This is a genomic window from Mesorhizobium sp. KACC 23794 (assembly GCF_052180275.1).
Taxonomy (GTDB): Bacteria; Pseudomonadota; Alphaproteobacteria; order Rhizobiales; family Rhizobiaceae; genus Kumtagia.
Genome location: NZ_CP197465.1, coordinates 3,171,128 through 3,197,324 on the forward strand (window position 1 = coordinate 3,171,128; position 26,197 = coordinate 3,197,324).

Annotated in this window: 24 protein-coding genes and 1 tRNA gene; 20 read left to right on the forward strand and 5 right to left on the reverse strand. The window is 64.5% G+C overall.

What is annotated here, in order from left to right; all coding sequences use genetic code 11:
• Nucleotides 1-7 precede the first annotated feature (7 nt).
• The 16 genes from nuoH (at nucleotide 8) to ACSBOB_RS15565 (ending at nucleotide 16,436) form a co-directional block, all read left to right on the forward strand.
• The gene (gene nuoH / locus ACSBOB_RS15490) at nucleotides 8-1,051 is read left to right on the forward strand and encodes an NADH-quinone oxidoreductase subunit NuoH (RefSeq protein ID WP_442583274.1); all 1,044 of its coding nucleotides are present in this window, start codon (nucleotides 8-10) and stop codon (nucleotides 1,049-1,051) included.
• Nucleotides 1,051-1,242, forward strand: coding sequence for a hypothetical protein (locus ACSBOB_RS15495; RefSeq protein ID WP_442583275.1), 192 nt, complete (start codon nucleotides 1,051-1,053; stop codon nucleotides 1,240-1,242). Before nuoH ends, ACSBOB_RS15495 begins: the two co-directional genes overlap by 1 nt.
• Before the next feature lie 4 nt (nucleotides 1,243-1,246).
• A complete protein-coding gene (gene nuoI / locus ACSBOB_RS15500; RefSeq protein ID WP_308056715.1) occupies nucleotides 1,247-1,738 on the forward strand; it encodes an NADH-quinone oxidoreductase subunit NuoI in 492 nt (163 codons plus the stop codon).
• Nucleotides 1,739-1,927: 189 nt separating this feature from the next.
• Nucleotides 1,928-2,548 (forward strand): NADH-quinone oxidoreductase subunit J, encoded by a 621-nt coding sequence (locus tag ACSBOB_RS15505; RefSeq protein WP_442583276.1) that lies wholly within the window; start codon nucleotides 1,928-1,930, stop codon nucleotides 2,546-2,548.
• A 2-nt stretch (nucleotides 2,549-2,550) separates the two neighbouring features.
• Nucleotides 2,551-2,859 carry an NADH-quinone oxidoreductase subunit NuoK gene (gene nuoK / locus ACSBOB_RS15510; RefSeq protein WP_396649155.1) on the forward strand — a complete coding sequence of 103 codons (309 nt, stop codon included), beginning with the start codon at nucleotides 2,551-2,553 and terminating at the stop codon, nucleotides 2,857-2,859.
• A gap of 11 nt (nucleotides 2,860-2,870) precedes the next feature.
• Nucleotides 2,871-5,057: an NADH-quinone oxidoreductase subunit L gene (gene nuoL, locus ACSBOB_RS15515; RefSeq protein ID WP_442583277.1), complete on the forward strand. Its 2,187-nt coding sequence runs from the start codon at nucleotides 2,871-2,873 to the stop codon at nucleotides 5,055-5,057.
• Nucleotides 5,057-6,595 (forward strand): NADH-quinone oxidoreductase subunit M, encoded by a 1,539-nt coding sequence (locus ACSBOB_RS15520; RefSeq protein WP_442583278.1) that lies wholly within the window; start codon nucleotides 5,057-5,059, stop codon nucleotides 6,593-6,595. The genes nuoL and ACSBOB_RS15520 overlap by 1 nt, the downstream gene beginning before the upstream one ends.
• A 13-nt stretch (nucleotides 6,596-6,608) precedes the next feature.
• Nucleotides 6,609-8,045: an NADH-quinone oxidoreductase subunit NuoN gene (gene nuoN, locus ACSBOB_RS15525; protein WP_442583279.1), complete on the forward strand. Its 1,437-nt coding sequence runs from the start codon at nucleotides 6,609-6,611 to the stop codon at nucleotides 8,043-8,045.
• Between the two features lie 48 nt (nucleotides 8,046-8,093).
• Nucleotides 8,094-8,828, forward strand: a complete 735-nt coding sequence (locus ACSBOB_RS15530; protein ID WP_442583280.1) for a biotin--[acetyl-CoA-carboxylase] ligase — start codon at nucleotides 8,094-8,096, stop codon at nucleotides 8,826-8,828.
• The gene (locus ACSBOB_RS15535) at nucleotides 8,825-10,495 is read left to right on the forward strand and encodes a ribonuclease J (RefSeq protein ID WP_442583281.1); all 1,671 of its coding nucleotides are present in this window, start codon (nucleotides 8,825-8,827) and stop codon (nucleotides 10,493-10,495) included. The genes ACSBOB_RS15530 and ACSBOB_RS15535 overlap by 4 nt, the downstream gene beginning before the upstream one ends.
• A 144-nt stretch (nucleotides 10,496-10,639) precedes the next feature.
• The gene (mce, locus tag ACSBOB_RS15540) at nucleotides 10,640-11,044 is read left to right on the forward strand and encodes a methylmalonyl-CoA epimerase (RefSeq protein ID WP_442583282.1); all 405 of its coding nucleotides are present in this window, start codon (nucleotides 10,640-10,642) and stop codon (nucleotides 11,042-11,044) included.
• 17 nt (nucleotides 11,045-11,061) lie between these two features.
• Nucleotides 11,062-11,331 (forward strand): DUF1467 family protein, encoded by a 270-nt coding sequence (locus ACSBOB_RS15545; RefSeq protein WP_442583283.1) that lies wholly within the window; start codon nucleotides 11,062-11,064, stop codon nucleotides 11,329-11,331.
• 431 nt (nucleotides 11,332-11,762) lie between these two features.
• Complete coding sequence (gene proS, locus ACSBOB_RS15550) at nucleotides 11,763-13,094, forward strand: proline--tRNA ligase (RefSeq protein ID WP_442583284.1); 1,332 nt, start codon at nucleotides 11,763-11,765, stop codon at nucleotides 13,092-13,094.
• On the forward strand, nucleotides 13,091-14,380 hold the full coding sequence (locus ACSBOB_RS15555; RefSeq protein ID WP_442583285.1) for a lipoprotein-releasing ABC transporter permease subunit: 1,290 nt from the start codon (nucleotides 13,091-13,093) through the stop codon (nucleotides 14,378-14,380). The genes proS and ACSBOB_RS15555 overlap by 4 nt, the downstream gene beginning before the upstream one ends.
• Nucleotides 14,380-15,060, forward strand: a complete 681-nt coding sequence (locus ACSBOB_RS15560; RefSeq protein ID WP_442583286.1) for an ABC transporter ATP-binding protein — start codon at nucleotides 14,380-14,382, stop codon at nucleotides 15,058-15,060. Before ACSBOB_RS15555 ends, ACSBOB_RS15560 begins: the two co-directional genes overlap by 1 nt.
• Before the next feature lie 449 nt (nucleotides 15,061-15,509).
• Entirely contained in the window at nucleotides 15,510-16,436 is a 927-nt protein-coding gene (locus tag ACSBOB_RS15565; protein WP_442583287.1) for a hypothetical protein, read from the forward strand.
• 339 nt (nucleotides 16,437-16,775) lie between these two features.
• On the opposite strand, the gene ggt is transcribed toward ACSBOB_RS15565, so the two are convergent.
• From ggt to ACSBOB_RS15580, 3 genes are all read right to left on the reverse strand, one after another.
• On the reverse strand, nucleotides 16,776-18,536 hold the full coding sequence (ggt, locus tag ACSBOB_RS15570) for a gamma-glutamyltransferase (protein WP_442583288.1): 1,761 nt from the start codon (nucleotides 18,534-18,536) through the stop codon (nucleotides 16,776-16,778).
• A 29-nt stretch (nucleotides 18,537-18,565) separates the two neighbouring features.
• Complete coding sequence (lipB, locus tag ACSBOB_RS15575) at nucleotides 18,566-19,309, reverse strand: lipoyl(octanoyl) transferase LipB (RefSeq protein ID WP_442583743.1); 744 nt, start codon at nucleotides 19,307-19,309, stop codon at nucleotides 18,566-18,568.
• 140 nt (nucleotides 19,310-19,449) lie between these two features.
• Nucleotides 19,450-19,534: transfer RNA gene (locus tag ACSBOB_RS15580), tRNA-Leu, on the reverse strand.
• 284 nt (nucleotides 19,535-19,818) lie between these two features.
• On the opposite strand from ACSBOB_RS15580, the gene mgtE reads away from it, so the two are divergent.
• From mgtE to ACSBOB_RS15600, 4 genes are all read left to right on the forward strand, one after another.
• The gene (gene mgtE / locus ACSBOB_RS15585) at nucleotides 19,819-21,237 is read left to right on the forward strand and encodes a magnesium transporter (protein WP_442583289.1); all 1,419 of its coding nucleotides are present in this window, start codon (nucleotides 19,819-19,821) and stop codon (nucleotides 21,235-21,237) included.
• Nucleotides 21,238-21,338: 101 nt separating this feature from the next.
• Nucleotides 21,339-22,358, forward strand: a complete 1,020-nt coding sequence (locus ACSBOB_RS15590) for a hypothetical protein (protein ID WP_442583290.1) — start codon at nucleotides 21,339-21,341, stop codon at nucleotides 22,356-22,358.
• 126 nt (nucleotides 22,359-22,484) lie between these two features.
• Entirely contained in the window at nucleotides 22,485-22,871 is a 387-nt protein-coding gene (locus ACSBOB_RS15595; RefSeq protein ID WP_442583291.1) for a MerR family transcriptional regulator, read from the forward strand.
• Nucleotides 22,872-23,019: 148 nt separating this feature from the next.
• Nucleotides 23,020-24,429, forward strand: coding sequence for an adenylate/guanylate cyclase domain-containing protein (locus tag ACSBOB_RS15600; protein WP_442583292.1), 1,410 nt, complete (start codon nucleotides 23,020-23,022; stop codon nucleotides 24,427-24,429).
• Nucleotides 24,430-24,454: 25 nt separating this feature from the next.
• Here ACSBOB_RS15600 and ACSBOB_RS15605 read toward each other — a convergent pair whose 3' ends face one another.
• Nucleotides 24,455-24,931 (reverse strand): methyltransferase family protein, encoded by a 477-nt coding sequence (locus ACSBOB_RS15605; protein ID WP_442583293.1) that lies wholly within the window; start codon nucleotides 24,929-24,931, stop codon nucleotides 24,455-24,457.
• Complete coding sequence (locus ACSBOB_RS15610) at nucleotides 24,928-25,929, reverse strand: heparan-alpha-glucosaminide N-acetyltransferase (RefSeq protein ID WP_442583294.1); 1,002 nt, start codon at nucleotides 25,927-25,929, stop codon at nucleotides 24,928-24,930. The genes ACSBOB_RS15605 and ACSBOB_RS15610 overlap by 4 nt, the downstream gene beginning before the upstream one ends.
• Nucleotides 25,930-26,197 lie beyond the last annotated feature (268 nt).

The window sequence follows — 26,197 nt, forward strand, 5'->3', positions numbered from 1 at the left end:
CGCGGCGATGGAAACCTTCTTCACAATCTACGTGCTGCCCGCGCTGATCATCCTGATCAAGTCGGTCGTCCTGCTCGTCGTCCTGCTGATTTTCGTCGCCTACCTGCTCTACGCCGACCGAAAAATCTGGGCGGCGGTTCAGTTGCGCCGCGGTCCGAACGTCGTCGGCCCATGGGGGCTGCTGCAGTCCTTCGCCGACCTGCTGAAATTCGTGTTCAAGGAGCCGGTCATTCCGTCCGGCGCCAACAAGGGCATTTTCCTGCTGGCGCCGGTGGTGTCGGCTGCGCTGGCGCTGGCGACCTGGGCGGTGATCCCGATCAGCGACGGCTGGGCGATCGCCAACATCAATGTCGGCATCCTCTACGTCTTCGCCATCTCGTCGCTGGAAGTCTATGGCGTCATCATGGGCGGCTGGGCGTCGAACTCGAAATATCCTTTCCTCGGCGCGTTGCGCTCGGCCGCGCAGATGGTGTCCTACGAGGTCTCGATCGGCTTCGTCATCGTAACCGTGCTGCTCTGCGTCGGCTCGCTCAACCTCTCCGACATCGTGCTGTCGCAGAAGGATGGCATCGGCACGATGATCGGTCTGCCGAACACTTTCCTCGACTGGCACTGGCTGGCGTTGTTCCCGATGTTCGTCGTGTTCTTCATCTCGGCGCTGGCGGAGACCAACCGTCCGCCCTTCGACCTCGTCGAGGCCGAGTCGGAACTCGTCGCCGGCCACATGATCGAATATTCGTCGACGCCGTTCCTGCTGTTCTTCCTCGGCGAATATGTCGCCATCGTCCTGATGTGCGCGCTGACCACCGTGTTGTTCCTCGGCGGGTGGCTGCCGCCCTTCGACTTCGCGCCCTTCACCTGGGTGCCGGGCGTCATCTGGTTCGTGTTGAAGGTCTGCCTGGTGTTCTTCATGTTCGCCATGGTGAAGGCGTTCGTGCCGCGCTACCGCTACGACCAGCTGATGCGTCTCGGCTGGAAGGTATTCCTGCCGATCTCGCTGGCGATGGTCGTCATCGTCGCCGCCTTCCTGAAGATCACGGGGCTGGCGTGATGTCGGCCTCGCTGATCGGCGCGCTGGTGGGACTGGTGATCGCGGCGGCGGATTTTTACCTGCTGCGGCTTCTCGCCACGCGGGTCGACCTGCCCGAGACGAAGAAGGTTTTGAATGTTACCGGCCTCAGCCAGTTCGTGCTGTTGCCGCTGGTGGGCTGGTTCGTCGGTCCGCTGTTTGCTGGAGAATGAAAAGATGTCAGCGCTAGCCCAAGCCGCCAAGTCGCTGTTGCTGAAAGAATTCGTCGGCGCCTTCTTCCTGTCGATGCGCCAGTTCTTCGCGCCGAAGCCGACGCTGAACTATCCCTTCGAGAAGGGGCCGGTCAGCCCGCGCTTCCGCGGCGAGCACGCGCTGCGCCGCTATCCCAATGGCGAGGAACGCTGCATCGCTTGCAAGCTCTGCGAGGCGATCTGCCCGGCGCAGGCCATCACCATCGAGGCGGGTCCGCGCCGCAACGACGGCACGCGCCGCACCGTGCGTTACGACATCGACATGGTGAAGTGCATCTATTGCGGCTTCTGCCAGGAGGCCTGCCCGGTCGACGCCATCGTCGAGGGGCCGAATTTCGAGTTCGCGACGGAAACCCGCGAGGAACTCTACTACGACAAGGACAAGCTGCTCGCCAACGGCGACCGGTGGGAGCGCGAGATCGCGCGCAACATCGATCTGGATTCGCCGTATCGGTAGGCAGGCAGGACCGGGGACAGTTTACTTAATTCCGCATTCGGGCGCTGCGTCCGGCGAAGTTGGCGGGAGCGGAATTAAGTAAACTGTCCCCAGCGCAAACATGGACGGGCCGCAACGGCTCGTCTAAGGAACACGCGATTTCGCGGCCGGAGGCGGCGTGGAGTCGAAAAATGAACCCGGGGGAACCCCATGCTCAACGGACTAGAGGCGGTCTTCTTCTACCTCTTCGCCTTCGTCGCGATCGCCGCGGCGTTCATGGTCATTTCCGCGCGCAACCCGGTTCATTCGGTTCTCTATCTCATCCTCACCTTCTTCAACGCAGCCGCACTCTTCCTGCTCACCGGCGCCGAATTCCTGGCGATGATCCTGCTGGTCGTCTATGTCGGCGCGGTGGCGGTGCTGTTCCTGTTCGTCGTCATGATGCTGGACGTCGACTTCGCCGAACTGAAGAGCGGCGCGCTGCACTATGCGCCGATCGGCGCGCTGGTCGGCATCATCCTTGCCGCAGAACTGATCGTTGTGCTCGGCGGCTACGCCTTCGCGCCGGACCTCGCGTCCACCGTCTCGCACCCGACACCCGACGTGCTTACAAGGCACAACACGGCGGCGCTCGGCGACATCCTCTACACGGACTACATCTATTTCTTCCAGATCGCCGGCCTGATCCTGCTGGTGGCGATGATCGGCGCGATCGTGCTGACGCTGCGCCACAAGCCCGGCGTCAAGCGCCAGGACATCTCGCGGCAGGTCGCCCGCACGCCAGCGACGGCCATCGAGATCAAGAAAGTCGAGACGGGGAAGGGCATCTGACCATGCAAGTCGGCATCGCGCATTTTCTGACCGTTTCGGCGATCCTGTTCACGCTCGGCGTGTTCGGCATCTTCCTCAACCGCAAGAACGTCATCGTCATCCTGATGTCGGTCGAGCTCATCCTGCTCGCGGTCAACATCAACTTCGTCGCCTTCTCGGCGGCGCTTGGCGATCTGGTCGGCCAGGTGTTCGCACTGTTCGTGCTGACGGTGGCCGCCGCCGAGGCCGCGATCGGCCTGGCGATCCTCGTCGTCTTCTTCCGCAACCGCGGCTCGATCGCGGTCGAAGACGTCAACATGATGAAGGGCTGACGGGTCGTATCATGCTCTATCAGGCAATCGTCTTCCTTCCGCTCATCGGCTTCCTGACCGTCGGGCTGTTCGGTAATTCGCTGGGCGCCAAGACGTCGGAATACGTCACCTCCGGCCTGCTGGTGGTGTCGGCGGTGCTGTCATGGATCGCCTTCTTCAGCGTCGGCTTCGGCGGGGGCGAGACCTTCACCGTGCCGGTGCTGCGCTTCCTCGATTCCGGCAGCCTGCAGGCCGACTGGGCACTGCGGGTGGACACGCTGACGGTGGTCATGCTGGTGGTGGTCAACACCGTGTCGGCGCTGGTCCACATCTACTCCATCGGCTACATGCATCACGACCCGAACAGGCCGCGCTTCTTCGCCTACCTCAGCCTGTTCACCTTCGCCATGCTGATGCTGGTGACGTCGGACAACCTCGTGCAGATGTTCTTCGGCTGGGAAGGCGTCGGCCTCGCCTCCTACCTGCTCATCGGGTTCTGGTACAAGAAGCCGTCGGCCAACGCCGCCGCCATCAAGGCGTTCGTCGTCAACCGCGTCGGCGATTTCGGCTTCGCGCTCGGCATCTTCGGCGTGTTCCTGCTGTTCGGTTCGGTGTCGTTCGACACCATCTTCGCCAACGCCACCGCCAATTACGCGCCGGCCGCCGTGCATGGCGAGGCGACGACCGGCGAAGGCCATGGCGCCGCCACGGCCGAGGCCGGCCATGATGCCGCGCCTGCCGCCACCGAGACTGCTCCGGCGGCTGCCGATGCTGCTCACGCCGCATCAGAGGCGCCGGCTGCGACTGCTCCGGCCGCCGAGGCTCCCGCCGCGACCGGCGAGCACGGCGCCGACGTTGCCGCAGCGCCCGCTGGCGACACGGTGATGACCTTCCTCGGCTACCACCTCGACAAATATACCGCGCTCACCGTCATCTGCCTGCTGCTGTTCATGGGCGCCATGGGCAAGTCGGCGCAGGTGCCGCTGCACACCTGGCTGCCGGACGCCATGGAAGGCCCGACGCCCGTCTCCGCACTGATCCACGCGGCGACGATGGTGACCGCCGGCGTGTTCATGCTGGCCAGGCTGTCGCCCCTGTTCGAGCATTCGCAGACCGCGCTGCTCGTCGTGACGATCATCGGCGCGATCACCGCCTTCTTCGCGGCGACCGTCGGCCTGGTGCAGAACGACATCAAGCGCGTCATCGCCTATTCGACCTGCTCGCAGCTCGGCTACATGTTCGTGGCGCTCGGCATGGGCTTCTATTCCGCCGCCATCTTCCATCTGTTCACCCACGCCTTCTTCAAGGCGCTGCTGTTCCTCGGCTCCGGCTCGGTCATCCACGCCGTGTCCGACGAGCAGGACATGCGCAGGATGGGCGGGTTGCGAAAGCTAATCCCGAAGACCTACTGGATGATGATCGTCGGCACGCTGGCACTCACCGGCGTTGGCATCCCCTTCACCATCATCGGTACGGCCGGCTTCTTCTCCAAGGACGCCATCATCGAAGGCGCCTTCGCCGGCCACAACGCCTTTGCCGGCGTCGCCTTCGCGCTGCTGGTCGTCGCCGCCGTGTTCACCAGCTTCTATTCGTGGCGGCTGATCTTCATGACCTTCCACGGCAAGCCGCGCGCTACCGCCGACGTCATGCACCATGTGCATGAATCGCCGCCGGTGATGCTGGTGCCGCTCTACATCCTGGCCGTCGGCGCGCTGTTCGCCGGCCTGGTCTTCCACGACTATTTCATCGGGGCGGGCTACGAGGCGTTCTGGAGGACGGCGCTGTACACGCTGCCCGACAACCACATCCTGCACGCTATCCACGAGGTGCCGGTGTGGGTGAAGCTCGCGCCGTTCGTCGCCATGATCGCCGGCTTCCTGGTCGCCTACCAGTTCTATATCCGCGACCCCGAAGCGCCGAAGCAACTGGCGGCCCGCCATCGCGGGCTCTACCAGTTCCTGCTCAACAAGTGGTATTTTGACGAACTCTACGACTTCCTGTTCGTGCAGCCGGCGAAACGTCTCGGCTATTTCCTGTGGAAGACCGGCGACGGCACGGTCATCGACGGCCTTGGCCCGGACGGCGTGTCGGCGCGTGTCGTCGACCTCACCAACCGTGTGGTCAAGCTGCAGACCGGCTACCTCTACCACTACGCCTTCGTGATGCTGATCGGCGTCGCCGCGCTCGTTACCTGGATGATGCTCGGGAGCAGCCTCTGATGTCCAGCATGCCTATCCTGACGCTGGTCACCGTGCTGCCGCTGGTCGGCGCGCTGATCGTGCTGTTCATCCGCGACGAGGGCGAGCCGGCGCGCCGCAACATCCGCAACGTGACGCTGTGGACGACCAGCCTGACCTTCCTTGTCTCGCTGTTCATCTGGGCCGGCTTCGACAACAGCGATCCGGGCTTCCAGTTCGTCGAGAAGATGGACTGGCTGGGCGGCGGCATTTCCTACCACATGGGTGTCGACGGCATCTCCATGCTGTTCGTCATCCTGACGACCTTCCTGATGCCGCTCTGCATCCTCGCCTCGTGGGTGTCGGTGGAGAAGCGCGTCAAGGAATACATGATCGCGTTCCTGCTGCTCGAAACGCTGATGATCGGCGTGTTCTGCGCGCTCGACCTCGTGCTGTTCTACGTGTTCTTCGAGGCCGGCCTGATCCCGATGTTCATCATCATCGGCGTCTGGGGCGGCAAGCGGCGCGTCTACGCCTCGTTCAAGTTCTTCCTCTACACGCTGCTCGGCTCGGTGCTGATGCTGCTCGCCATCATGGCGATGTACTGGCAGGCCGGCACCACCGACATCCCGACGCTTTTGGCGCACGACTTCCCCGCCAACATGCAGACATGGTTGTGGCTGGCCTTCTTCGCCTCCTTCGCGGTGAAGATGCCGATGTGGCCGGTGCACACCTGGCTGCCGGACGCCCACGTCGAGGCGCCGACGGCGGGCTCGGTCATCCTGGCCGGCATTCTCTTGAAGATGGGCGGATACGGTTTCCTGCGTTTCTCGCTGCCGATGTTCCCGCTGGCGTCCGACTATTTCGCGCCTTTCGTCTTCACGCTCTCGGTCATCGCCATCATCTACACCTCGCTGGTGGCGCTGATGCAGGAGGACATGAAGAAGCTGATCGCCTATTCGTCGGTCGCCCATATGGGCTACGTGACGATGGGCATCTTCGCGATGAACCAGGAAGGCATTCAGGGCTCGCTGTTCCAGATGCTGTCGCACGGCCTGGTCTCCGGCGCGCTGTTCCTCTGCGTCGGTGTCATCTACGACCGCATGCACACCCGCGAGATCGCCGCTTACGGCGGGCTGGTCAACAACATGCCGAAATACGCGGTGGTGTTCCTGATCTTCACCATGGCCAATGTCGGCCTTCCCGGCACCAGCGGCTTCATCGGCGAGTTCCTCGTCCTCCTCGGTGTGTTCCAGGTCAACACCTGGGTGGCATTCTTCGCCACCACCGGCGTCGTGCTGTCGGCCGCCTACGCGCTCTGGCTCTACCGCCGGGTCATCTACGGCGTGCTGTCCAAGGAGAGCCTGAAAGGCCTGCTCGACCTCTCGCCTCGCGAGAAGACGGTCATCTACCCGCTGGTGGTGCTTACCATCTTCTTCGGTGTCTATCCGGCGCCGGTGTTCGACGCGACGGCCGCCTCTGTGAAGGCGCTGGTCAGCCAGGTTTCCGCATCCATCCAGGCGGGGTCGCAGACGGCGTCCGCCCAGCCGGCGGCCGCGGCCGAGCCGGCCGCGCACTGACAGGGACAGGCAGATGACGCCAGATCTTTCGCTTAGTCTCTCGCTCGCCGCGCCCGAACTCATCGTCGCGCTCGGCGCGCTGGCGCTGCTCATGGTCGGCGTCTATTCCGGCGAGAAGGCGAACACCACCGTGACCGGACTGGCGGTGGCGATCCTGATCGCCGCCGGCGCCTGGCTGCTGCTCTTCACGGGCGACGGATCGGGTTTTGGCGGCAGCTTCATCAGCGATTCCTTCGCGCGCTTCATGAAGGTGCTGACGCTGATTGGCTCGATCGTGACGCTCATCATGTCGGTCGGCTTTGCCAAGGCGGAAAAATTCGACAAGTTCGAATATCCGGTCCTCATCATGCTGGCGACGCTCGGCATGCTGCTGATGATCTCGGCCAACAACATGATCGCGCTCTATCTCGGGCTGGAGTTGCAGTCGCTGGCGCTTTACGTGGTCGCGGCTATCAACCGCGACAGCGTGCGTTCCACCGAGGCGGGCCTGAAATATTTCGTGCTGGGCGCGCTGTCGTCCGGCATGCTGCTCTACGGCATCAGCCTCGTCTACGGTTTTACCGGCAATACCGATTTCGTGGCGATCGCGGCGGCGCTCGGCGAGGGCGAGCGCCAACTCGGGCTGGTGTTCGGCCTTGTCTTCGTGTTGGCCGGTCTCGCCTTCAAGATCTCCGCCGTGCCCTTCCACATGTGGACGCCCGACGTCTACGAGGGCGCGCCGACGCCGGTCACCGCCTTCTTCGCCGCCGCGCCGAAGATGGCGGCGATGGCGCTGCTGGTGCGCGTCACCATGGGCGCCTTCGAGCCGATCGCGCCGGACTGGCAGCAGATCATCGTCTTCATTTCGATTGCCTCGATGGTTCTCGGCTCGGTCGCGGCGATCGGCCAGAAGAACATCAAGCGCCTGATGGCCTATTCGTCGATCGGCCATATGGGGTTTGCGCTGGTCGGCCTCGCCGCCAATTCGGAAGCCGGCGCACAGGGCGTTGTTCTCTACATGCTGATCTACCTGGTGATGACGCTCGGCACCTTCGCCTTCATCCTCGCCATGCGGCGCAAGGACGGCAATGTCGAGCAGATCGGCGATCTCGCCGGCCTGTCGTCGACCAATCCGGCCATGGCGACGATCATGACCATCCTGATGTTCTCGCTGGCCGGCATTCCGCCGCTGGCCGGCTTCTGGGCGAAGTGGTACGTCTTCCTCGCGGCGATCAACGCCGAACTCTACGCGCTCGCCATCATCGGCGTGCTGGCTTCCGTGGTGGGCGCCTACTACTACCTGCGTATCATCAAGATCATGTGGTTCGACGAGCCGGTCGGCGGCTTCCTGCCGATGGCGGGCGAACTGCGGCTCGTGCTCGGCGTTTCCGGAGCCTTCGTGCTGCTCTATGTGTTGATCGGCGGGCCGATCGGCAGCATGGCGCAGGCCGCGGCGAAATCGTTCTTCTGAGTGGGCGTGAGCGCGACGCCAATCCCGGAGGTCCCCGGCCATCGACACATGGCGCTGAGCGACGTTGGCTCGACTAACGCCTTCGCGCTTGAATGCGCGCGTGCGGGCGAGCCTGGCGGCCTGTGGATCACCGCGTGCCGGCAATCGCTTGGCAGAGGGCGTCGAGGCCGGACGTGGGTCTCCGAGGAAGGAAATCTCTACGCCTCGCTGCTCGTGATCGATCCCGCCCCGGTGACGAGGATCGGGACGCTGCCTCTGGTGGCAGCCATCGCAGTCTATCGCACGCTGAAGCCGTTCTTTGCCGCCACCCCTCAGGCACTTGCCATCAAATGGCCGAACGATATTCTGGTCGACGGGCGCAAGATCAATGGCATCCTGCTCGAGAGCGAGATGCTGACCGGCGGGGGGCTGGCCGTCGTCATTGGCTGCGGCATCAACTGCCGCCACCATCCCGACAACCCTGCCTATCCGACGACAGACCTTGCCGACTGCGGTATTGACGTCGCGCCGGAAAACCTGTTCCCGCGATTGGCGGCAGCAATGGCGGATGCGTTGGCGCAGTGGAACCGCGGCGGCGGCTTCTTTTCGATCCGTGAAGAATGGCTGCGCGCGGCCCGTGGCGTCCGCGAGCCTGTCACGGTCAACTTGATGGAAGGCCAAATCAGAGGTGTGTTTGAGGATATCGACGCCGACGGCTATCTTTGCCTGTCTGTCGGCGGCGAACTCAAGCGCATCTCCGCTGGTGACCTATTCTTCGCCCAAGCCACAGGAACTCGATCATGACCAAGACCGGCGGTCCCGAACTCGTCTTCGCTCCGTTGGGCGGCGTCGGCGAGATCGGCATGAATTTCGCCCTCTACGGGTTCGGGCCTGCCAACGCGCGCGAGTGGCTGGTGGTCGATGTCGGCGTCACCTTTCCGGACGCGACGCTTCCGGGCGTCGACCTGGTGCTGCCGGACATCCGCTATATCGAGGCGCAGGCCGACAGGCTGCGCGGCATCGTCATCACCCATGCGCATGAAGACCATTACGGCGCGCTGCTCGACCTCTGGCCGAAGCTTAAGGCACCCGTCTGGATGACGCCGTTCTCGGCTGGGCTTCTGGAAGCCAAGCGCCAGTCGGACGGCGGCGGGCCGCGGATTCCAGTCAATATCTTCCGCGCCGGCGAGAAATTCACGGTGGGTCCGTTCGGCATCGAAGCGGTCGCCGTCACCCATTCCATTCCCGAGCCGGTGTCGCTCGCCATCACGACGCCCCTCGGCACGGTCGTCCACACCGCCGACTGGAAGATCGATCCCGCGCCTGAAATCGGCCCGATGACCAACGAGGCGCGGTTCCGCGAACTCGGTGCGGCAGGTGTGCTGGCGCTGGTCTGCGATTCCACCAACGCCTTGCGCGAGGGCGATTCGCCTTCGGAGCAGGCGGTCGGCAAGGGGTTGCGCGGCGTCATCGAGGCCGCTCCGGGGCGTGTCGCGGTAACCACCTTCTCGTCGAATGTCGGCCGCATCCGTTCCATCGCCGAAGCAGCGCGCGACACCGGCCGCCAGTGCCTGGTGCTCGGCCGCTCGCTGAAGCGTGTCATCAGCGTCGCCGGTGAACTCGGCTACATGGACGGCCTGCCGGAGTTCATCGACGAGGACGACTACGGCTTCATCCCGCGCGAAAACCTGGTCATCATCTGCACGGGCAGCCAGGGCGAGGCGCGCGCAGCCCTCGCGAAACTCGCCCGTGACGAGATGAAGACGGTGGCGCTGTCGCCCGGCGATGTCGTCGTGTTCTCGTCGCGCACCATTCCAGGCAATGAGAAGGCGATCCTCGAGATCAAGAACCAGTTGATCGACCAGGGCATCAAGATCATCGAGGACAGCGACGCGCTGGTGCATGTCTCCGGCCACCCGCGCCGCGCCGAACTGCGCCGCATGTACGAGTGGACGAAGCCGAAGATCGGCATCCCGGTCCATGGCGAGGCCGCGCATCTCGTCGCGCAGGGTTCGCTGATGGCTGCCTCCGGCATCCCCGAGGTCGCGCAGGTGCGCGACGGCGACATGATCCGGCTGGCGCCGGGCGCGGCCCAGATCATCGAGAAGGTGCCGTTCGGCAAGTTCTACAAGGACGGCAAACTGATCGGCGACGACGAGGCGATGGGCATCCGCGATCGTCGGAAGCTTTCCTTCGCCGGCCATGTCGTGGTCAACGTCGTGCTCGACGACAAATACGAGCTTTCGGGCGACCCGGACCTCGTTTCGATCGGTGTCGCCAAGGTCGACGCGACGGGCGAGGAGCTTGAAGAACTCATGCTCGATGCGGCAATCGGCGCGGTGGACTCCATCCCTCGCGCGCGCCGAAAAGACCTCGACCTCGTGCAGGAGGCGGTGCGCCGCGCCGTGCGCGCCTCCGCCAACGAAGCCTGGGGCAAGAAGCCGCTGGTGACGGTGTTTGTGACGAAGTGAGAGAGAGCGAATAGGGAGTAGCGAATAGCGAATAGGGAGTGGCGAATAGTTCTCGCTTCGATCGTTCGGCTGCTCCATTCTTTCTATTCGCTATTCGCTATTCGCTATTCGCTATTCGCTATTCGCTATTCGCTTGGAGTTCCCATGCTTGGCCGCCTGAACCACGTCGCCATCGCCGTCCCGGACCTCGCCACTGCTGCCGCCACCTATCGCGACACGCTGGGCGCGACGGTGACGGCGCCGCAGGCGCTGCCGGAGCATGGCGTGACCGTCGTCTTCATCGACACGGGCAACACCAAGATCGAACTGTTGGAGCCGCTGGGCGAAGCCTCGCCGATCGCCGCGTTCCTTGAAAAGAACCCGTCGGGCGGCATGCATCATGTCTGCTACGAGGTGGACGACATCCTTGCCGCCCGCGACCGCTTGAAGGCGTCGGGTGCGCGCGTGCTCGGCGACGGCAATCCGAAGACCGGCGCCCACGGCAAGCCTGTGCTGTTCCTGCACCCGAAGGACTTTTTCGGCACGCTGGTCGAACTGGAACAGGCCTGAGACAGGAAGCCGGCTAAATGAGCTATATTTCCGCCGCTGCGGTCTTTCTCATCATCTGGTGGACGGTGCTGTTCGCCGTCCTGCCGTTCGGCCTGAAAACCCAGGACGACGACGGCGAAACCGTGCTCGGGACCGTGTCCAGCGCACCGCGCGGACCGCACATGCTGCGCGCGGTCATCTGGACGACGATCGTCTCGCTGGTGATCTTCGGCTTCCTCGCGTTGCTTACGCGCTATTTCGGCTTGAGCTTCGACGATATTCCGCGCGTCTTCCCCGACTTCAAATAATACTGCTTACGCAGCGGCAGCTCAAAAATCTGCACAAAAAAAATGCAAGGCACAAGGCCTTGCAATTTTAACGCGTCCGATCTGCTTTCCGGTTTCCGGCGGCAGCAATTTCTCGCGCCTAGATCGCATCCTCCCAAGACTTGACCGCGTAACAAGGCGATTTGCTTATCGCCCTCTCTTTATGAGGCTGTACCTTAGACTAAGCCCCGACAAAATGTCACGGAAAATTTTGTCGGGAAACAGCGTTTGATGTGCTGCACTGCACAATGGAACGGCAGCGGTTGCTCGAAAAACAACCACGCCCGGTTTGCCGTATCAGCCATATCCGTGCGCGGGTTTTCATCGCGTCATGAAATCGCTATGAAGCCCGTGCAGGACGCTCCTTCCTGCCGCCGATTCCGGCGCCGTTTCCTGCATCCACGGAACCCTTCATGCGGCTTTCGCGCTACTTCCTGCCGATCCTCAAAGAGACACCCCGCGAGGCCGAGATCGTTTCGCACCGGCTGATGCTGCGCGCCGGCATGATCCGCCAGCAGGGGCAGGGCAGCTTCTCCTGGCTGCCGCTCGGCAAGCGCGTGCTCGACAAGGTCTGCAAGATCGTCCGCGAGGAGCAGGACCGCGCCGGCGCGCTGGAAATCCTGATGCCGACCATCCAGTCGGCCGAACTCTGGCGCGAAAGCGGCCGCTACGACGACTACGGCAAGGAGATGCTGCGCATCAAGGACCGGCAGGACCGCGACATGCTCTACGGTCCGACCAACGAGGAGGTGGTGACGGAGATCTTCCGCTCCTACGTGAAGTCCTACAAGGACCTGCCGCTCAATCTCTACCACATCCAGTGGAAGTTCCGCGACGAGCTGCGCCCCCGCTTCGGCGTCATGCGGTCGCGCGAGTTCCTGATGAAGGACGCCTACTCCTTCGACCTCGACTTCGAGGGCGCGAAAGCCGCCTACAACCGCATGTTCGTCTCCTACCTCAGAACCTTCACGCGCATGGGGCTGAAGGCGATTCCGATGCGCGCCGACACCGGCCCGATCGGCGGCGACCTCAGCCATGAATTCATCATCCTCGCCGACACCGGCGAAAGCCAGGTGTTCTGCCACAAGGATTTTCTTGAATTGCCGGTGCCCGGAGAATCGACGAATTTTTCCGACGATGCCGAGATCGGCGGCATCGTGAAGGACTGGACAACGCCTTACGCAGCCACCGACGAGATGCACGACGAGACCGCCTGGGACAAGATTCCCGAGACCGACCGGCTGTCGGCGCGCGGCATCGAGGTCGGCCATATTTTTCACTTCGGCGAGAAATATTCGAAGCCGATGGGCGCCAAGGTGGCAGGACCCGACGGCAAGGACCATTTCGTCTCCATGGGCTCCTACGGCATCGGCCCGTCGCGTCTCATTGCCGCGATCATCGAGGCGAGCCATGACGAGAACGGCATCATCTGGCCGGAATCGGTGGCGCCCTTCGACATCGCGCTGATCAACATGAAGGCTGGCGACGCGGAGTGCGACCGGGCCTGCGGCGACCTCTACGATGCGCTGACGGCCGCCGGCCGCGACGTGCTCTACGACGACACCGACCAGCGGCCGGGCGGAAAATTCGCTTCCGCCGACCTGATCGGCCTGCCCTGGCAGGTGATCGTCGGGCCGCGCGGCGTGGCTGCGGGCGAGGCCGAGCTCAAGAACCGCGCCACATCAGAGCGTGTGACCGTTCCGCTGGCCGACGTCGTCGAGCGCCTTTCGGGGACAACCGCATGACGGCCAAGGCGGCGGCCGCCGGACCGGCCGGGGCAGGGCCGTTCTCCATGTTCGAACGCATGGTTGCCTGGCGGTACCTGCGGCCCCAGCGCAAGGAAGCGGTCGTCTCGGTGATCGCGCTGATCTCGTTCCTGGGCATCGCGCTGGGCGTCGCCGCGCTTATCATCGTCATGGCTGTCATGAACGGGTTCCGCGCCGAGCTGCTGACCCGCATCCTGGGCATCAATGGCCACCTCATTCTGTCGGCTGTCGATCTGCCGCTCGACGACTACGATGCCATCGCCAAGCGCATCAACGGCGTGGCCGGCGTCAAATACGCCATTCCGATGATCGACGGGCAGGTGCTGTCGACCGGCTCCGCCGGGCCGGGCGCCGGCGCGCTGGTGCGCGGCATCCGCGGCGAGGATCTCGCAAAAGTGTCGCTGGTCGCCAACAACATCCGTCAGGGCTCGCTGGTCGGCTTCGACACCAGCGAAGGCGTCGCCATCGGCGCCCGCATGGCGGAAAATCTCGGCCTGGTGCTCGGCGACACGATCACGCTCGTCGCGCCGGAAGGCGACGCCACACCCTTCGGCACGACGCCGCGCGTCAAAACCTATCCGGTGGCGGCCATCTTCGAGGTCGGCATGTCGGAATACGATTCGTCGATCGTCTTCATGCCGCTGAAGGAAGCGCAGCTCTATTTCAACATGGAGGACCAGGCGCAGACGATCGAGATCTTCGTCGACAATCCCGATTCGGTCGACACGCTAAGACCGGCAATCGAGGATGCGGCGCAAAGGCCGATCTATCTCGCCGACTGGCGGCAGCGTAACCAGACCTTCTTCTCGGCGCTGCAGGTCGAGCGCAACGTCATGTTCATGATCCTGACGCTGATCGTGCTGGTGGCGGCGCTCAACATCATCTCCGGCCTGATCATGCTGGTGAAGGACAAGGGCCGAGACATCGCGATCCTGCGCACAATGGGTGCGACGCGCGGCGCCGTGCTGCGCATCTTCCTCATGACGGGTGCTGCGATCGGCGTTTCCGGCACCTTGGCCGGCGTGGCGCTGGGCGTGGTTGTCTGCCTCAACGTCGAGAAGATACGGCAGTTCTTCTCCTGGCTGTCGGGGACCGTGCTGTTCAATCCGGAGCTCTATTTCCTCAGCCAGCTTCCGGCCCGCATGGATTTCGGCGAGACCGCCTCGGTGATCGCCATGGCGCTGGTGCTGTCCTTCCTCGCCACCATCTTCCCGGCCTGGCGCGCCGCGCGGCTCGATCCGGTCGAAGCGCTGCGGTACGAATAATGAGCGACATCATCATCGAGCTGAAGGCGGTCGAGCGCCATTACGTGCAGGGCCAGCGCAAGCTGACCATTTTGAACGGCGTGGATTTTTCACTGAGCCGCGGCGAGATGGTGGCGCTGGTGGCGCCGTCCGGCACGGGAAAATCGACGCTGCTGCACACAGCCGGCCTGCTGGAGCGTCCGGACGCCGGCGATGTCGTGCTCGCCGGCCGCGCCTGCGGGCGGCTTTCCGACCAGGAGCGCACCGCGATCCGGCGCAACGACATCGGCTTCGTCTACCAGTTCCATCACCTCCTGCCGGAGTTCTCGGCGGTGGAAAACATCATGATGCCGCAACTCATCAAGGGCCTGCGGCCCGCCGAGGCGCGCACCCGCGCCATGCAGTTGCTCGACTACATGCAGATCGCCAAGCGTGGCGAGCACCGGCCGGCCGAGCTGTCGGGCGGCGAGCAGCAGCGCGTGGCGATCGCGCGCGCGGTCGCCAACGCCCCGCTGGTGCTGCTTGCCGACGAGCCGACCGGCAATCTCGATCCGACGACCGCCTCCTATGTCTTCGACGCGCTGGCCGCTCTTGTCCGCCAGTCCGGCCTCGCCGCCCTGATTGCCACCCACAACCACGACCTCGCCCGGCGCATGGACCGCCGCGTGACCCTGTCGGAAGGGCACGTCGTGCCTTTGTGAGGGTTTTGTGAGGGGACGCCGCCTGTATCCGAGGTTCGCAGTCCGCGTTGACTGATCCTTGGCAAGGCGGCCGATAAGCTGCCTGCTGTCCGTCCCCGTGGCGATGCAATGTCCGCCCGTCGAAGACCGGAGTACGATTTCTCCGGACATGCGCCGGTGACGCCGCATGCCGCCGCGTAGATCCGAGCCTTGACGAAGGCCGGGCGCGCCAGCCGTCCCGAAATGTCGAAATCACATCCTGAAAAGGGGGACAAAAGATCGGCGCAACACACGGAATTTTCCGGGCTGTCACGCAGCAAGGAACGACAAGCTATTGTTTTTGCTGAGCCTCCTTTTTTCCGCCCGGCGCGCGAAACGGCGGCGGAGTCGATTTCTGTCCCCTTCCTAAAGACCCGCCTCATACTCGTCGGGCCTGCCGTGCTGGGCCGAGGTGAGAGGAGGAGGCAGCGATGGATGGACGCGTTGCAATCGAGAAAAACCGGGAGGCGCTGAAGCGTATTCTCGTCTCGCTGCTGGCCATGGCCGGGCTGGGCTCCGGCGCCGGGTTTGGCGCTGGGGGACAGTTTACTTTCATTCCGCAGAAAGGTGCGGCCGCTTCCGGGCTGGCGCAAGCGGAAAAAAGCAAACTGTCCCCGGCACTTACACCGGCATCGCCCCCGGCATTCACCCTTCCCCGCCGGCTCCACCGCGCGATCCTGAAACTACTGCAGCCGGCTGAAGCCGCCGCGCGCCGGCTGATCATCGCGGCGGCGCGCGGGATCGTGGTGGCCCTGCCACCGCTATGCCCGCGCAAGCCGAAACCCGTTGACCCGGCGCCGACGCTGCGCCGCCTCGGCATCGCCGTCACGGTGTCGCACGCCGATCTTGTGGGGGCGGCCGCCGCCGCGAAGAGAGCCGCCGCCCTGCGCGCGCCCCGTCCGCGAAAATTCAGCCCGTCGCTGCTCGATCCGCTGAAACGTCCGTTCCGCGGTTTTCGCCCCCCTGTGCCCGACCGCGTCGCCCCGCGCATCCTGTTTCCCGGCGTCAGCGAGCCGTCCTTTTTCCCGGCGCCGCCCTCGCCCGACGATCCGGTGAACGCCATGCGCCTCGGCCAGCGGCTTGCGGCACTGGCCGAAGCACTCGACGACCTGCCGGAACAGGCAAAGCGGTTTGCCCGCTGGAAGGCGCGCAACGACGCCGCACTTGCGCAGCAAAACCCCGCCGCAGGCCGCTTCCGGCGCATCACGCCGCTGCGGCCCGGCCGCCCGCCCGGCGGCCGGCTGTCCCGCTACGAACCATCCGCCGACCATCCGCGAAAAATCCGGGAGATCGACGAGATTCTGGCGCACGCCCATGCGCTGGCGCGATATGCGCTGGAGTTTCCCGACACGTCTTGACGGCGGTTGTCTTCTGCGCAGGAGACAGGGCTGGTCATGGCGCGACGCCGGCGGATTTCCGCTGCGCGGCAACGATGGAGTTTGTCCCCAACGCAATTTACCCGGTCGAAGGCCTGGTCAACCTTTCGTTAACCACCGATTCGCACCACGTTGGGAATGCATGTTTCTGGTCTGTTCTCTTCTTGACGATCGAACAAAATTAGAACAAACTGTAAACAAATTCGAAACAGGAGAGAGTGATGACCGATTTCATCCAGGACGTCGTATCGCTGGTATCGATGAGCACCTTTCTGATCACCGTATCGCTGTGGATCGGCGCGCTTTGACGAGCGACCACGATCAATCGCCGACTGCGACGCCTTCCCGCCTCGGGTCGGCGCCGGCGACTAGGCCCGCCGGCGTCCAGGCGATGCCGTGCAGGCCGGAATTCAGATCCTTGACCGCGACCTTGAAGCCCTGCGCCGTTAGGTCATCGGCAAGGTTCTCCGCCTTCGTTCCCTTCTCCAGGTCGTAGGGGCCGAAGCGGTTGACGAGATGCGGCAGCGAGATCGCCGCCTGCATGTCCATTTTCCAGTCGATCAGTCCGATCAGGGTGGTGGTCACGTAGGAGATGATGTTGCTGCCGCCCGGCGAACCGAGCGCGAAGGCCGGCTTGCCGTCCTTGAGCACGATGGTCGGCGACATGGACGAGCGCGGCCGTTTTCCCGGCTCGACGCGGTTGGCGACGTTCTGGCCGTCCTTGACTGGCGAGAACGAGAAGTCGGTGAGCTGGTTGTTGAGCAGGAAACCGTCGACCATCTGCCGCGAGCCGAAGGCGTTCTCGACCGATGTGGTGATCGAGGCGACGTTGCCGGCGGCGTCGGCGATGACGAAATGCGAGGTCGACGGGATTTCCGCCGACACGCCGTCGATGCGCAGTTCCGCCTTGTCCCAGGGCGGCTCGCCGGCCCTGGCCTCGCCGTCGCCGAGCGCGGTCGGGCGGCGCAGCAGCGACGAGCGGTCCTTGAGATAGGCGGGGTCGAGCAGGCCTTTCGGGATCGAGACGAAATCGCTGTCGGCGACATAACGTTCGCGGTCGGCGAAGGCCAGCCGCGTGGCGTCGCCGATCAGCCGCCAGCTTTCCGGGTCGTCCGGGCCGAGCGTCGCGATGTCGAACGGCTCGATTAGTCCGAGGATCTGGCCGATGGCGATCGCGCCGGAGGAGGGCGGTCCCATGCCGCAGACCTCGTAGCCGCGATACGGCGCGCAGACCGCCGGGCGTTCCTTGACGCGGTAGTTCGCAAGGTCTGCCATTGACAGCAGCCCGGGATTGGTCGGGTGCTTGCGCACCGCCTCGACGATGCGGGCGGCGATCGGGCCTTTGTAGAACGCATCCGCCCCGTCCATGGCGAGCGCCCGCAGCGTCGCCGCGTAGGCAGGGTTGGTCAGCCGGTATCCCGCCTTCAGCGGCGCGCCGGCCATGTCGAAGAAATAGGCGCGCGCGGAGTTCTGCCCGTCGAACAGTTCCGGGCGTTCGGTGATCGCAGAGGCCAGGCGCGGCGACACGTCGAAGCCGGCCACGGCCAGCTTGATCGCTGGCTCCAGCAGCGAAGGCCACGGCCGCGTGCCGTAGCGGCGATGCACGGTCTCCAGCAGACGCGGCACGCCGGGCGTGCCGACCGAACGGCCGCCGACCACGGCATCGAAGAAGCCGAGCGGCTTTCCGCTCGAGTCGCGGAAAAGGTCGGGCGTAGCCTCCGCCGGCGCGGTTTCCCGCGCGTCGAAGGTCGTTATCTTGCCGCTCGCAGCGTCGCACCAGACAAGGAATGCGCCGCCGCCAATGCCCGAGGATTGCGGCTCGACCAGCCCCAGCACGGTCTGCACCGCGATCAGCGCGTCCGCGGCGTTGCCGCCGGCCCTCAGCACGTCGATCCCGGCCTGCGCCGCGAGCGGGTTGGCCGCGACCACCATCTGCCGCGACGCAGTGACGGTCCTGGCGGCCTGGACGCCGCTCGCCTGTTCGGGCGCGACGGTGTCGGACGCCTGCTGGGCGAGGGCCTGGAACGGAAGCAGCGCCGCAAGGGCGAGCGCCGGCAGGAGCCGCAAAAGGTTGCCCGACATCAGGTACGATGCTCTGGGCCGCCCAGCCATCATCCCACCATCCGCTCGGGTTGGGCTGCTGCTTCCGCCACCGGACCGAACACTTTTCTGAACGCCGCCTTCAGCGCCACGTCGAAATCATCCAGTGTGACCGGCAGCCCGAGATCGACCAGGCTGGTGACACCATGGTCGCTCACTCCGCAAGGTACGATACCGGAGAAATGCGACAGGTCGGGTTCCACATTGACGGCAATGCCGTGAAAGCTCACCCAGCGGCGCAAGCGGATGCCAATCGCCGCGATCTTGTCCTCTGCTGCCGTCCCGTCCGGCGCCGGCGGGCGGTCCGGCCGCACGACCCAGACGCCGACCCGGTCCTCGCGTCGCTCGCCGCGCACGTTGAAGGCGGCCAGCGACGCGATGATCCACGCTTCCAGCGCTGCCACGAAGGCGCGCACGTCCTCGCGACGCCGCTTCAGGTCGAGCATGACGTAGGCGACCCGCTGGCCCGGCCCGTGATAGGTGTATTCACCGCCGCGTCCGGCATCGAACACCGGAAAACGGTCGGGGTCGACAAGGTCGTCGACGCGGGCGCTGGTCCCGGCGGTATAGAGCGGCGGGTGCTCGACCAGCCAGACCAGTTCGCCGGCGCGGCCCTCGCGGATCGCGGCGACGCGCTCCTCCATGAAGGCGAGCGCCCGGTCGTAGGGCGTCAGTCCGGGCTCGATCAGCCACTCAACCGGAGCCGAGCCCGGGGAAGGGTGGAACGACGTCGCTATATCGCTGCGCTGCATCAGTCTTGTCCGCTTGCTGACAATATGGACGCTGCCACGCCGAACGTCCAGTTCCCGGAGCGAGCCGGCCGCCACTCGATGACGCGCGGCGAGCCACCCAAAAGCGTTCCGCTATGGCGACTTGATAAAGACTGGAGGAGTGATGGTGCGGTCGAGAAGACTCGAACTTCCACGGGTTGCCCCACAGCGACCTCAACGCTGCGCGTCTACCAATTCCGCCACGACCGCACGTCACGAAAGGACCGGTCGAAACCGGCTTGCGGCCTTTAGCAAATCAGTTCCGGCGAAACAAGTGCGGTGGAAAGGAATTCACCGCCGCGATCCCGGTTGGCGACAATGAGATAAAAACGACGGCGGCCAAGGATGCCGTCCGCGGCGAAGCGCCCGGGTTCGCCGGCGCCTCGGACATATCGTCCACGTCGGTCGCCACAGGTGCATTTCGTTTGAAAGTCCGGCCCCTTGCGCGCTAAACTTGCAGCACGAACAATCCGGACATCGCGGGAAGACGCGCAGTGGAAGGCCAGGAGGAAACGACGCCGGTCGACGCCGGTCATGAGGCCGAGCACGCCGACATCTATGGCGAGGACGGGGTGATCCGCCCGGCCTTCGTCGCGCATATCGGCGCGGCGATCGCCGACCGCGACATATTGATCCTGCGCAAGGACGTCGGCGACCTGCACCAGTCGGAACTCGGCGACCTGCTGGAGGCGCTGCTGCCGGAACAGCGCCGCGCGCTGGTCGACCTGCTCGGCGCCGACTTCGATTTCTCGGCGCTGACCGAGGTCGACGAGGCCATCCGCCTCGACATCGTCGACAACCTGCCCAATGCGCAGATCGCCAAGGCGGTGCAGGAACTCGATTCCGACGACGCCGTCTACATCCTCGAAGACCTCGACCAGGCCGACCAGGACGAGATTTTGGCGCAACTGCCGTTTACCGAGCGGATCCGGCTCAGGCGGTCGCTGGACTATCCCGAAGAATCGGCCGGCCGCCGCATGCAGACGGAGTTCGTCGCCGTGCCGCCGTTCTGGACGGTAGGGCAGACGATCGACTACATGCGCGAGGACAACAACCTTCCCGACCGCTTCAGCCAGATTTTCGTCATCGACCCGTCGTTCAAGCTGCTCGGCGCCATCGACCTCGACCAGATCCTGCGCACAAAACGCTCGGTGAAGATCGAAGAGATCATGCACGAGACGCGGCATGCGATCCCGGCCACGATGGACCAGGAGGAGGCGGCGCGCGAATTCGAGCAATACGACCTTCTGTCCGCCGCCGTCGTCGACGAGAACGAGCGGCTGGTCGGCGTGCTCACCATCGACGACGTGGTCGACGTGATCCAGCAGGAGGCCGAGGAAGACCTGCTGCGCATGGGCGGCGTCGGCGACGAGGAACTGTCGGACACGGTCGTGGCGACCTCGCGCTCGCGCGTGCCGTGGCTGCTGGTCAATCTGGCGACAGCCTGCATCTCGGCCTCGGTCATCAGCCAGTTCGGCGCGACGATCGAGGAGATGGTGGCGCTTGCCGCACTGATGCCGATCGTCGCATCGCTCGGCGGCAACGCCGGCACGCAGACCATGACGGTGACGGTGCGCGCGCTCGCCACCAAGGACCTCGACATCTACAATGCCGGCCGCGTCATCCGCCGCGAGGTTCTGGTCGGCCTGCTCAACGGCTCGGTCATTGCCGTAATCATCGGCGTCATCGCCGGGCTGTGGTTCCGCAACCCCGATCTCGGTTATGTGATCGCGGCGGCGATGATCATCAACATGCTGGCGGCGGCTCTCGGCGGCATCCTGATCCCGCTGCTGCTCGACCGGCTCGGCGCCGACCCGGCGATTTCGTCGTCAATCTTCACGACCATGATCACCGACGTCATCGGTTTTTTGGCCTTTCTCAGCCTCGCCACCTGGTGGCTGCATCTGGGATGATCAACCCAGCATTTACGACGAGACATAAATTTATCGAACGGCGGTGGCCGGGCGCCCGGTAGAACGCTACTTCTGTCCGGGTGTATGTGGAGGATTCAGCGATGAAGCACGCAAGGATCATTCTCGCCACCGCATCCATCGTGGCGCTGAGCGCACTTCCGTTCAACATGGATTTCGGTAGCCTGGGCTCACTGGGTCCGTCGCCCGCCTATGCCAAAGGAAACGGCAATGGCGGCGGAAACGGTAAGGGGGGCGGCAATGGCCACGGCGGCGGGCACGCCGGCTCCGGCAAATCCGACAAGGGAAAATCGGCCTCGGCTCGCGGGCAGTCCGGATCGGTCTTCGGCAAGGACCGGTCTCGGGCAACAAGTCGCCTGGATGATAACGGCCGCTCCAAGGCCAAATCCACCAAGGGGACCGGCCGGGCGCGGGTCCAGCAGGTTGCGGCCGTTCCGGCGTTTGCGCCGGTGCCCGGTCCCAAGCCGGCCGTCAAGGAGAAGAATTTCCATGCCAAGCTGGCGGGCCTAAATTCACTGAACCGCAACTACCAAGCCTATTTGAATTCGCAGTCGCCGCGCATGGCTGCCGTTCGGGCCTATGTTATGGCTTCGGCCGAATTGGACATCGCCCGCGACAAGCTTGAAGATGCGAACGCCCATCTGGCAACGGCTCGTGAGGATTTCGAAACCGCACTCGATCGCATTGATCCGGTGCCTTACGACGGCGCCATCGGCGTCTACGACCATCCAACCCTGGCGGGACTGAAGGATCGACTGGACCATCTGAAGTCGGTCGATGTTGCGCCTGAGGACGAAGCCGCACTGAACGCGGAGATTGCCGATCTGGAGTCGATTCTGGGTGGCTCCGAAGCGGACGCCCTCGCGGACGCAACGGCGGATGCCGTCGAGGCGCGCCAGGCTGCCGACGCGGCTGCCGTCGGCACGGACGACATGACGCTTCGCGAGGCGCTGCTGGCTGCCGCCAATCAGAATCGCGTCGCCCAGTATGGCGACGACTATGTCGACGACGACATGATGGATTGGGCCAAGGATGTGCTCGGTGTCGGCGACGATTTTGGCAAGATCGACGAAGTGCGCGAAAGCCTGGAGGCGAGCAGATAAGTAAGAAGTTGGATTGATCCACCGTCGGCCGATCCGACTTCCGAACGCAGGTTGATATTCCTTGAATTGACTTTTACGTAAACGCCGTGCGATGCTTCCGTTCGGACACCTCCGTCAGGACAGCGTATGCGCGAATATTACTCGATCACCGAACTCACCAAGGAGTTCGACATATCGACGCGCACCTTGCGCTTCTATGAAGACGAGGGGCTGATCCAGCCTGTCCGGCGCGGCCGCACGCGGCTGTTCCGGCCGTCCGACCGGCATCTGGTGCGCCAGATCCTGCGGGGAAAAAGGCTCGGTTTCTCGATCAACGAGATCCGCGAGATCATCCAGATCTATCGCGAGCCGCCGGGCGAGGTCGGGCAGCTGAACCTTCTGATCAAGCGGATCAACGAGAAGAAGGAAGACCTTCGCCAGAAGCGCCGCGACCTCGAGGAGGCGCTGGCGGAGCTTGACCAGGCGGAGGAATCCTGCGTCGAACGGCTGGTGGAGCTCGGCGTCAACACCTGACCGGCGCGGCTTTCGGACCTGTCGTGTTGGCCCGCTCCTGCCAGCGATCTGTCAGCAGCCTCCCTGCCAAGAAGTGACACGACGGCCCGCGTGGGTGTAGTGGTTGCATCATCGGTGAAGGTGCTCCAGCCAGCTATGGAGGCTGTCCATGAGCGAGACGAATTCTCTTTTTATGATGCTCGGCAATTCCGTCGATTCGTCGGTCGCGGACGCCATCGCAAAACTTGTATCGCAGGGGTCCGACCGCGAACTCTGCCGCGTCAACGCGCTTGCCTTCGCCTGCCGCAACGGCCTCGACGAGGAGCGCACGATCGCGGGCTTCCTGCACGCGGCTTCGCTCGGCATGTTCGACATCTCGTGGAATGTGCTGTGTCCCGGCTGCGGCGGCGTGCTCGACAGCAATGCGACGCTGAAGACGGTGGTGAAGGAAGAATATGTCTGCGCGCTTTGCGCCGAGGAATACACCGCGACGCTCGACGAACTGGTCGAGGTCACTTTCACGGTCAGCCCGCGGGTGCGCCGGATCGCGGCCCATACGCCCGACGACCTGCCGCTGCTCGAATATCTGCGGCAGCTCTATTGGGGCTCCGGTGTCGAACTGCCGGAAGACGATTATGCCGAGGTCGTGGAAAGCATGGTCGTCGAGGATGTCGAGGTGCCCGCCGGCGAGAAGATAGTGCTCTCGCTGCAATTGCCGGCCGAGTTCATCATCGTCTTCGAGGTGGTGACGCACGCGGTGCAGTTCATCGACGTCAAGGGCGAGCCGACGAAGGAGCGGCAAAGCCTGTCTCTGGTCTATGACCGCGAGCACGTCCACAGCCAGACGCTGGAGCTGCGGCCGGGGCCGGTGCGCATCTCGATCGAGAACCGCACCGAGGGGCGCGTCCTGCCGGCGGTCCTCATCGCGGGTGACGCGCTGCATGGCCTGCTGGCCAAGCGCCGGCCCTTCCTGACCGCCAACCGGCTGCTGTCGAACCAGACGTTTCGCGATCTCTACCGGACGGACACGGTTTCGGTGGACCAGCGGCTGAAGATCACCAGCCTGACCTTCCTGTTCACCGACCTTCGCGGCTCGACCGAGCTTTACGAGCGGGTCGGCGACCTCACGGCCTTCGACATGGTGCGCGGCCATTTCCAGGTGTTGCAGGAGATCGTCGCGTCCGAGGCAGGCGCGGTGGTCAAGACCATCGGCGACGCGGTGATGGCGACGTTCCCGACGCCGGACCGGGCGGTGGCGGCGGCGCTCAGGATGCGCGAGGCGATGCAGGCGCTGAACGAGAAGAGCGGCCGCGAGGATTTCCTCTTGAAGATCGGCGTGCATGAGGGGCCGTGCATCGCGGTGATGATGAACGACCGGCAAGACTATTTTGGCCAGACCGTCAACATCGCGTCGCGGGTGCAGGGGCTTGCTACCGCGCAGTCGATCTTCGTCACCAGTTCGGTGATGGATCACGCGAATTCGGCCAGCATCCTGGAATCCAGGAGCCTGAAGCCGGTTTCGCAGGACAGGAACCTGCGTGGCATCGAGCGCGAGATGCGCATCTACGCCATACCGTGAGGTCGAGGGGCGGAGACGAAGGCGTCTACACCCAGCGCCGCACCCTGGCGGCATAGTCGCGATACTTCTTGCCGAAGCGCGCGGCGAGATGTTTTTCCTCGCGCTCGATGGTGACCTTCTGGACGACGAAGGCGGCGACGACGCCGGCAAGCAGGAACCAGATGCTGCCGACGATCAGGCCGACGCCCAGCGTGATCATCGTGTTGCAGAGATAGATCGGGTTGCGGGTGAAGGAGAACGGACCCGAGGTGACCAGATGCTCGGATATGCGGTTGGGCATGATGGTCGTCCTGGCCTTGTGCATCACCCGCACCGCGGCGAGGCCGATGAACGCTCCCGCGGCGGCCAGCAACCAGCCCGCAGCAAACAGGATGTCGGCCAAGGGTCCTTCGATCCACGGCAGTGGATAGACAACCAGCAGCACGATGCCGGCAGCGATCGCCGCGAGATAGATGATGGGCGGCCATGGCAGCCGGTTGGGAGCGGAGAGGGAAGTGGTCACGGCGCCGGATCCTCCAATCTGTCGTCCTCGGTGAGCGCTGTGCAGACGCCGGCAAGGCCGGTCACCCGCTCGCGCAGTTCCGCGCTGCCGTCGCCCGCCAGCACCTTCTGCAAGTCGCCGCCGGCTTCGAGTTCGCCCAGCATGCAGGCACAATAGCGCGTGCAGAAGTTCTCGTCTCGGCTCTGTTGGCAACTCGCCTGGCAGGAATAGCGGAAGCCGGCCTCGGGTGGTTGGGGTGTTGGAGGGAAGACTTGCGAGAACAGCCAGACGCTGCCGATCAGGACCGGCTGGTGGATCAGGTAGAAGGCGAGGCTGTGTCGGCCGAGGAACCGCAGCGGGCGCGACCAGTGGCCCGGATGGAGCAAGGCAAGGCGCGCCGTCAGGCCGGTATCGATTCCCAGCCGCGCGGCGGCGATGCCGAAAAGCACCGCCCCGAACCAGGGAAACAGCGGTACGTAGTCGTTGGAGCGTGGGTTCGTGGGGGCAAGGCCAACCCACCACAGCGCCGGGTGGCTGAAGAATTCCGCCCGGAAAATCTGGGGCAGCGCGATGACCGCCGCCGCAATGACGACGGTCAGCAGCGCCGGCAGCCGCAGGAAGGCGAGGCCGAGCAGGCTTGACAGCGCGATCTGATGCAGGATGCCGAAGAAGATGAAGGCGCCGGGCATGGCGACATAGGTGACGGCCGAGATCGCCAGCGCCGCGCCCGCGACCATGGCGAAGCGCCGCCAGAAACCCGGCCAGCGGATGCCGCGCGCGTGCGCCAGGACAAGGCTGACGCCGACCAGGAACAGAAAACTCGAGGCGATGCAGCGGGCGAACAGCTTCCAGCCTCCGAAACCGGTCGTGCCGGGAAGCACGTAGCCGAAGAATTCGAGATCCCAGGTGAAGTGGTAGGTCGCCATGGCCAGCAACGCCACGCCGCGCGCCACGTCGAGCCATTCGATGCGCCACGGGCCGGCCGCGGTCTCGGGCTTGGATTGCTGGTCAGGCTGCATGCGGACAGATTCCGTTGCCGGTCGGTCCGCAACGGCTAGCACGGCTGATGGCCGAGGTGAACGGAATTGGGCGGGCCACCCTTTCCCAAGCGCGGGTCCGGGCTCGCGCCGGCCTGTTTTGGCCGGCATCGCCGCGACACGGCCGAACGGGATGCCAAGCCTTTGGACCACAAGCGGTTTCGATTGCGGCCAGCGTCCCCCTGCGACGTCGAATCGTCGGTTTCCTGCTACCGCCAATCCGCTCCGCCTGCGATGTCTCGGGCGGTTT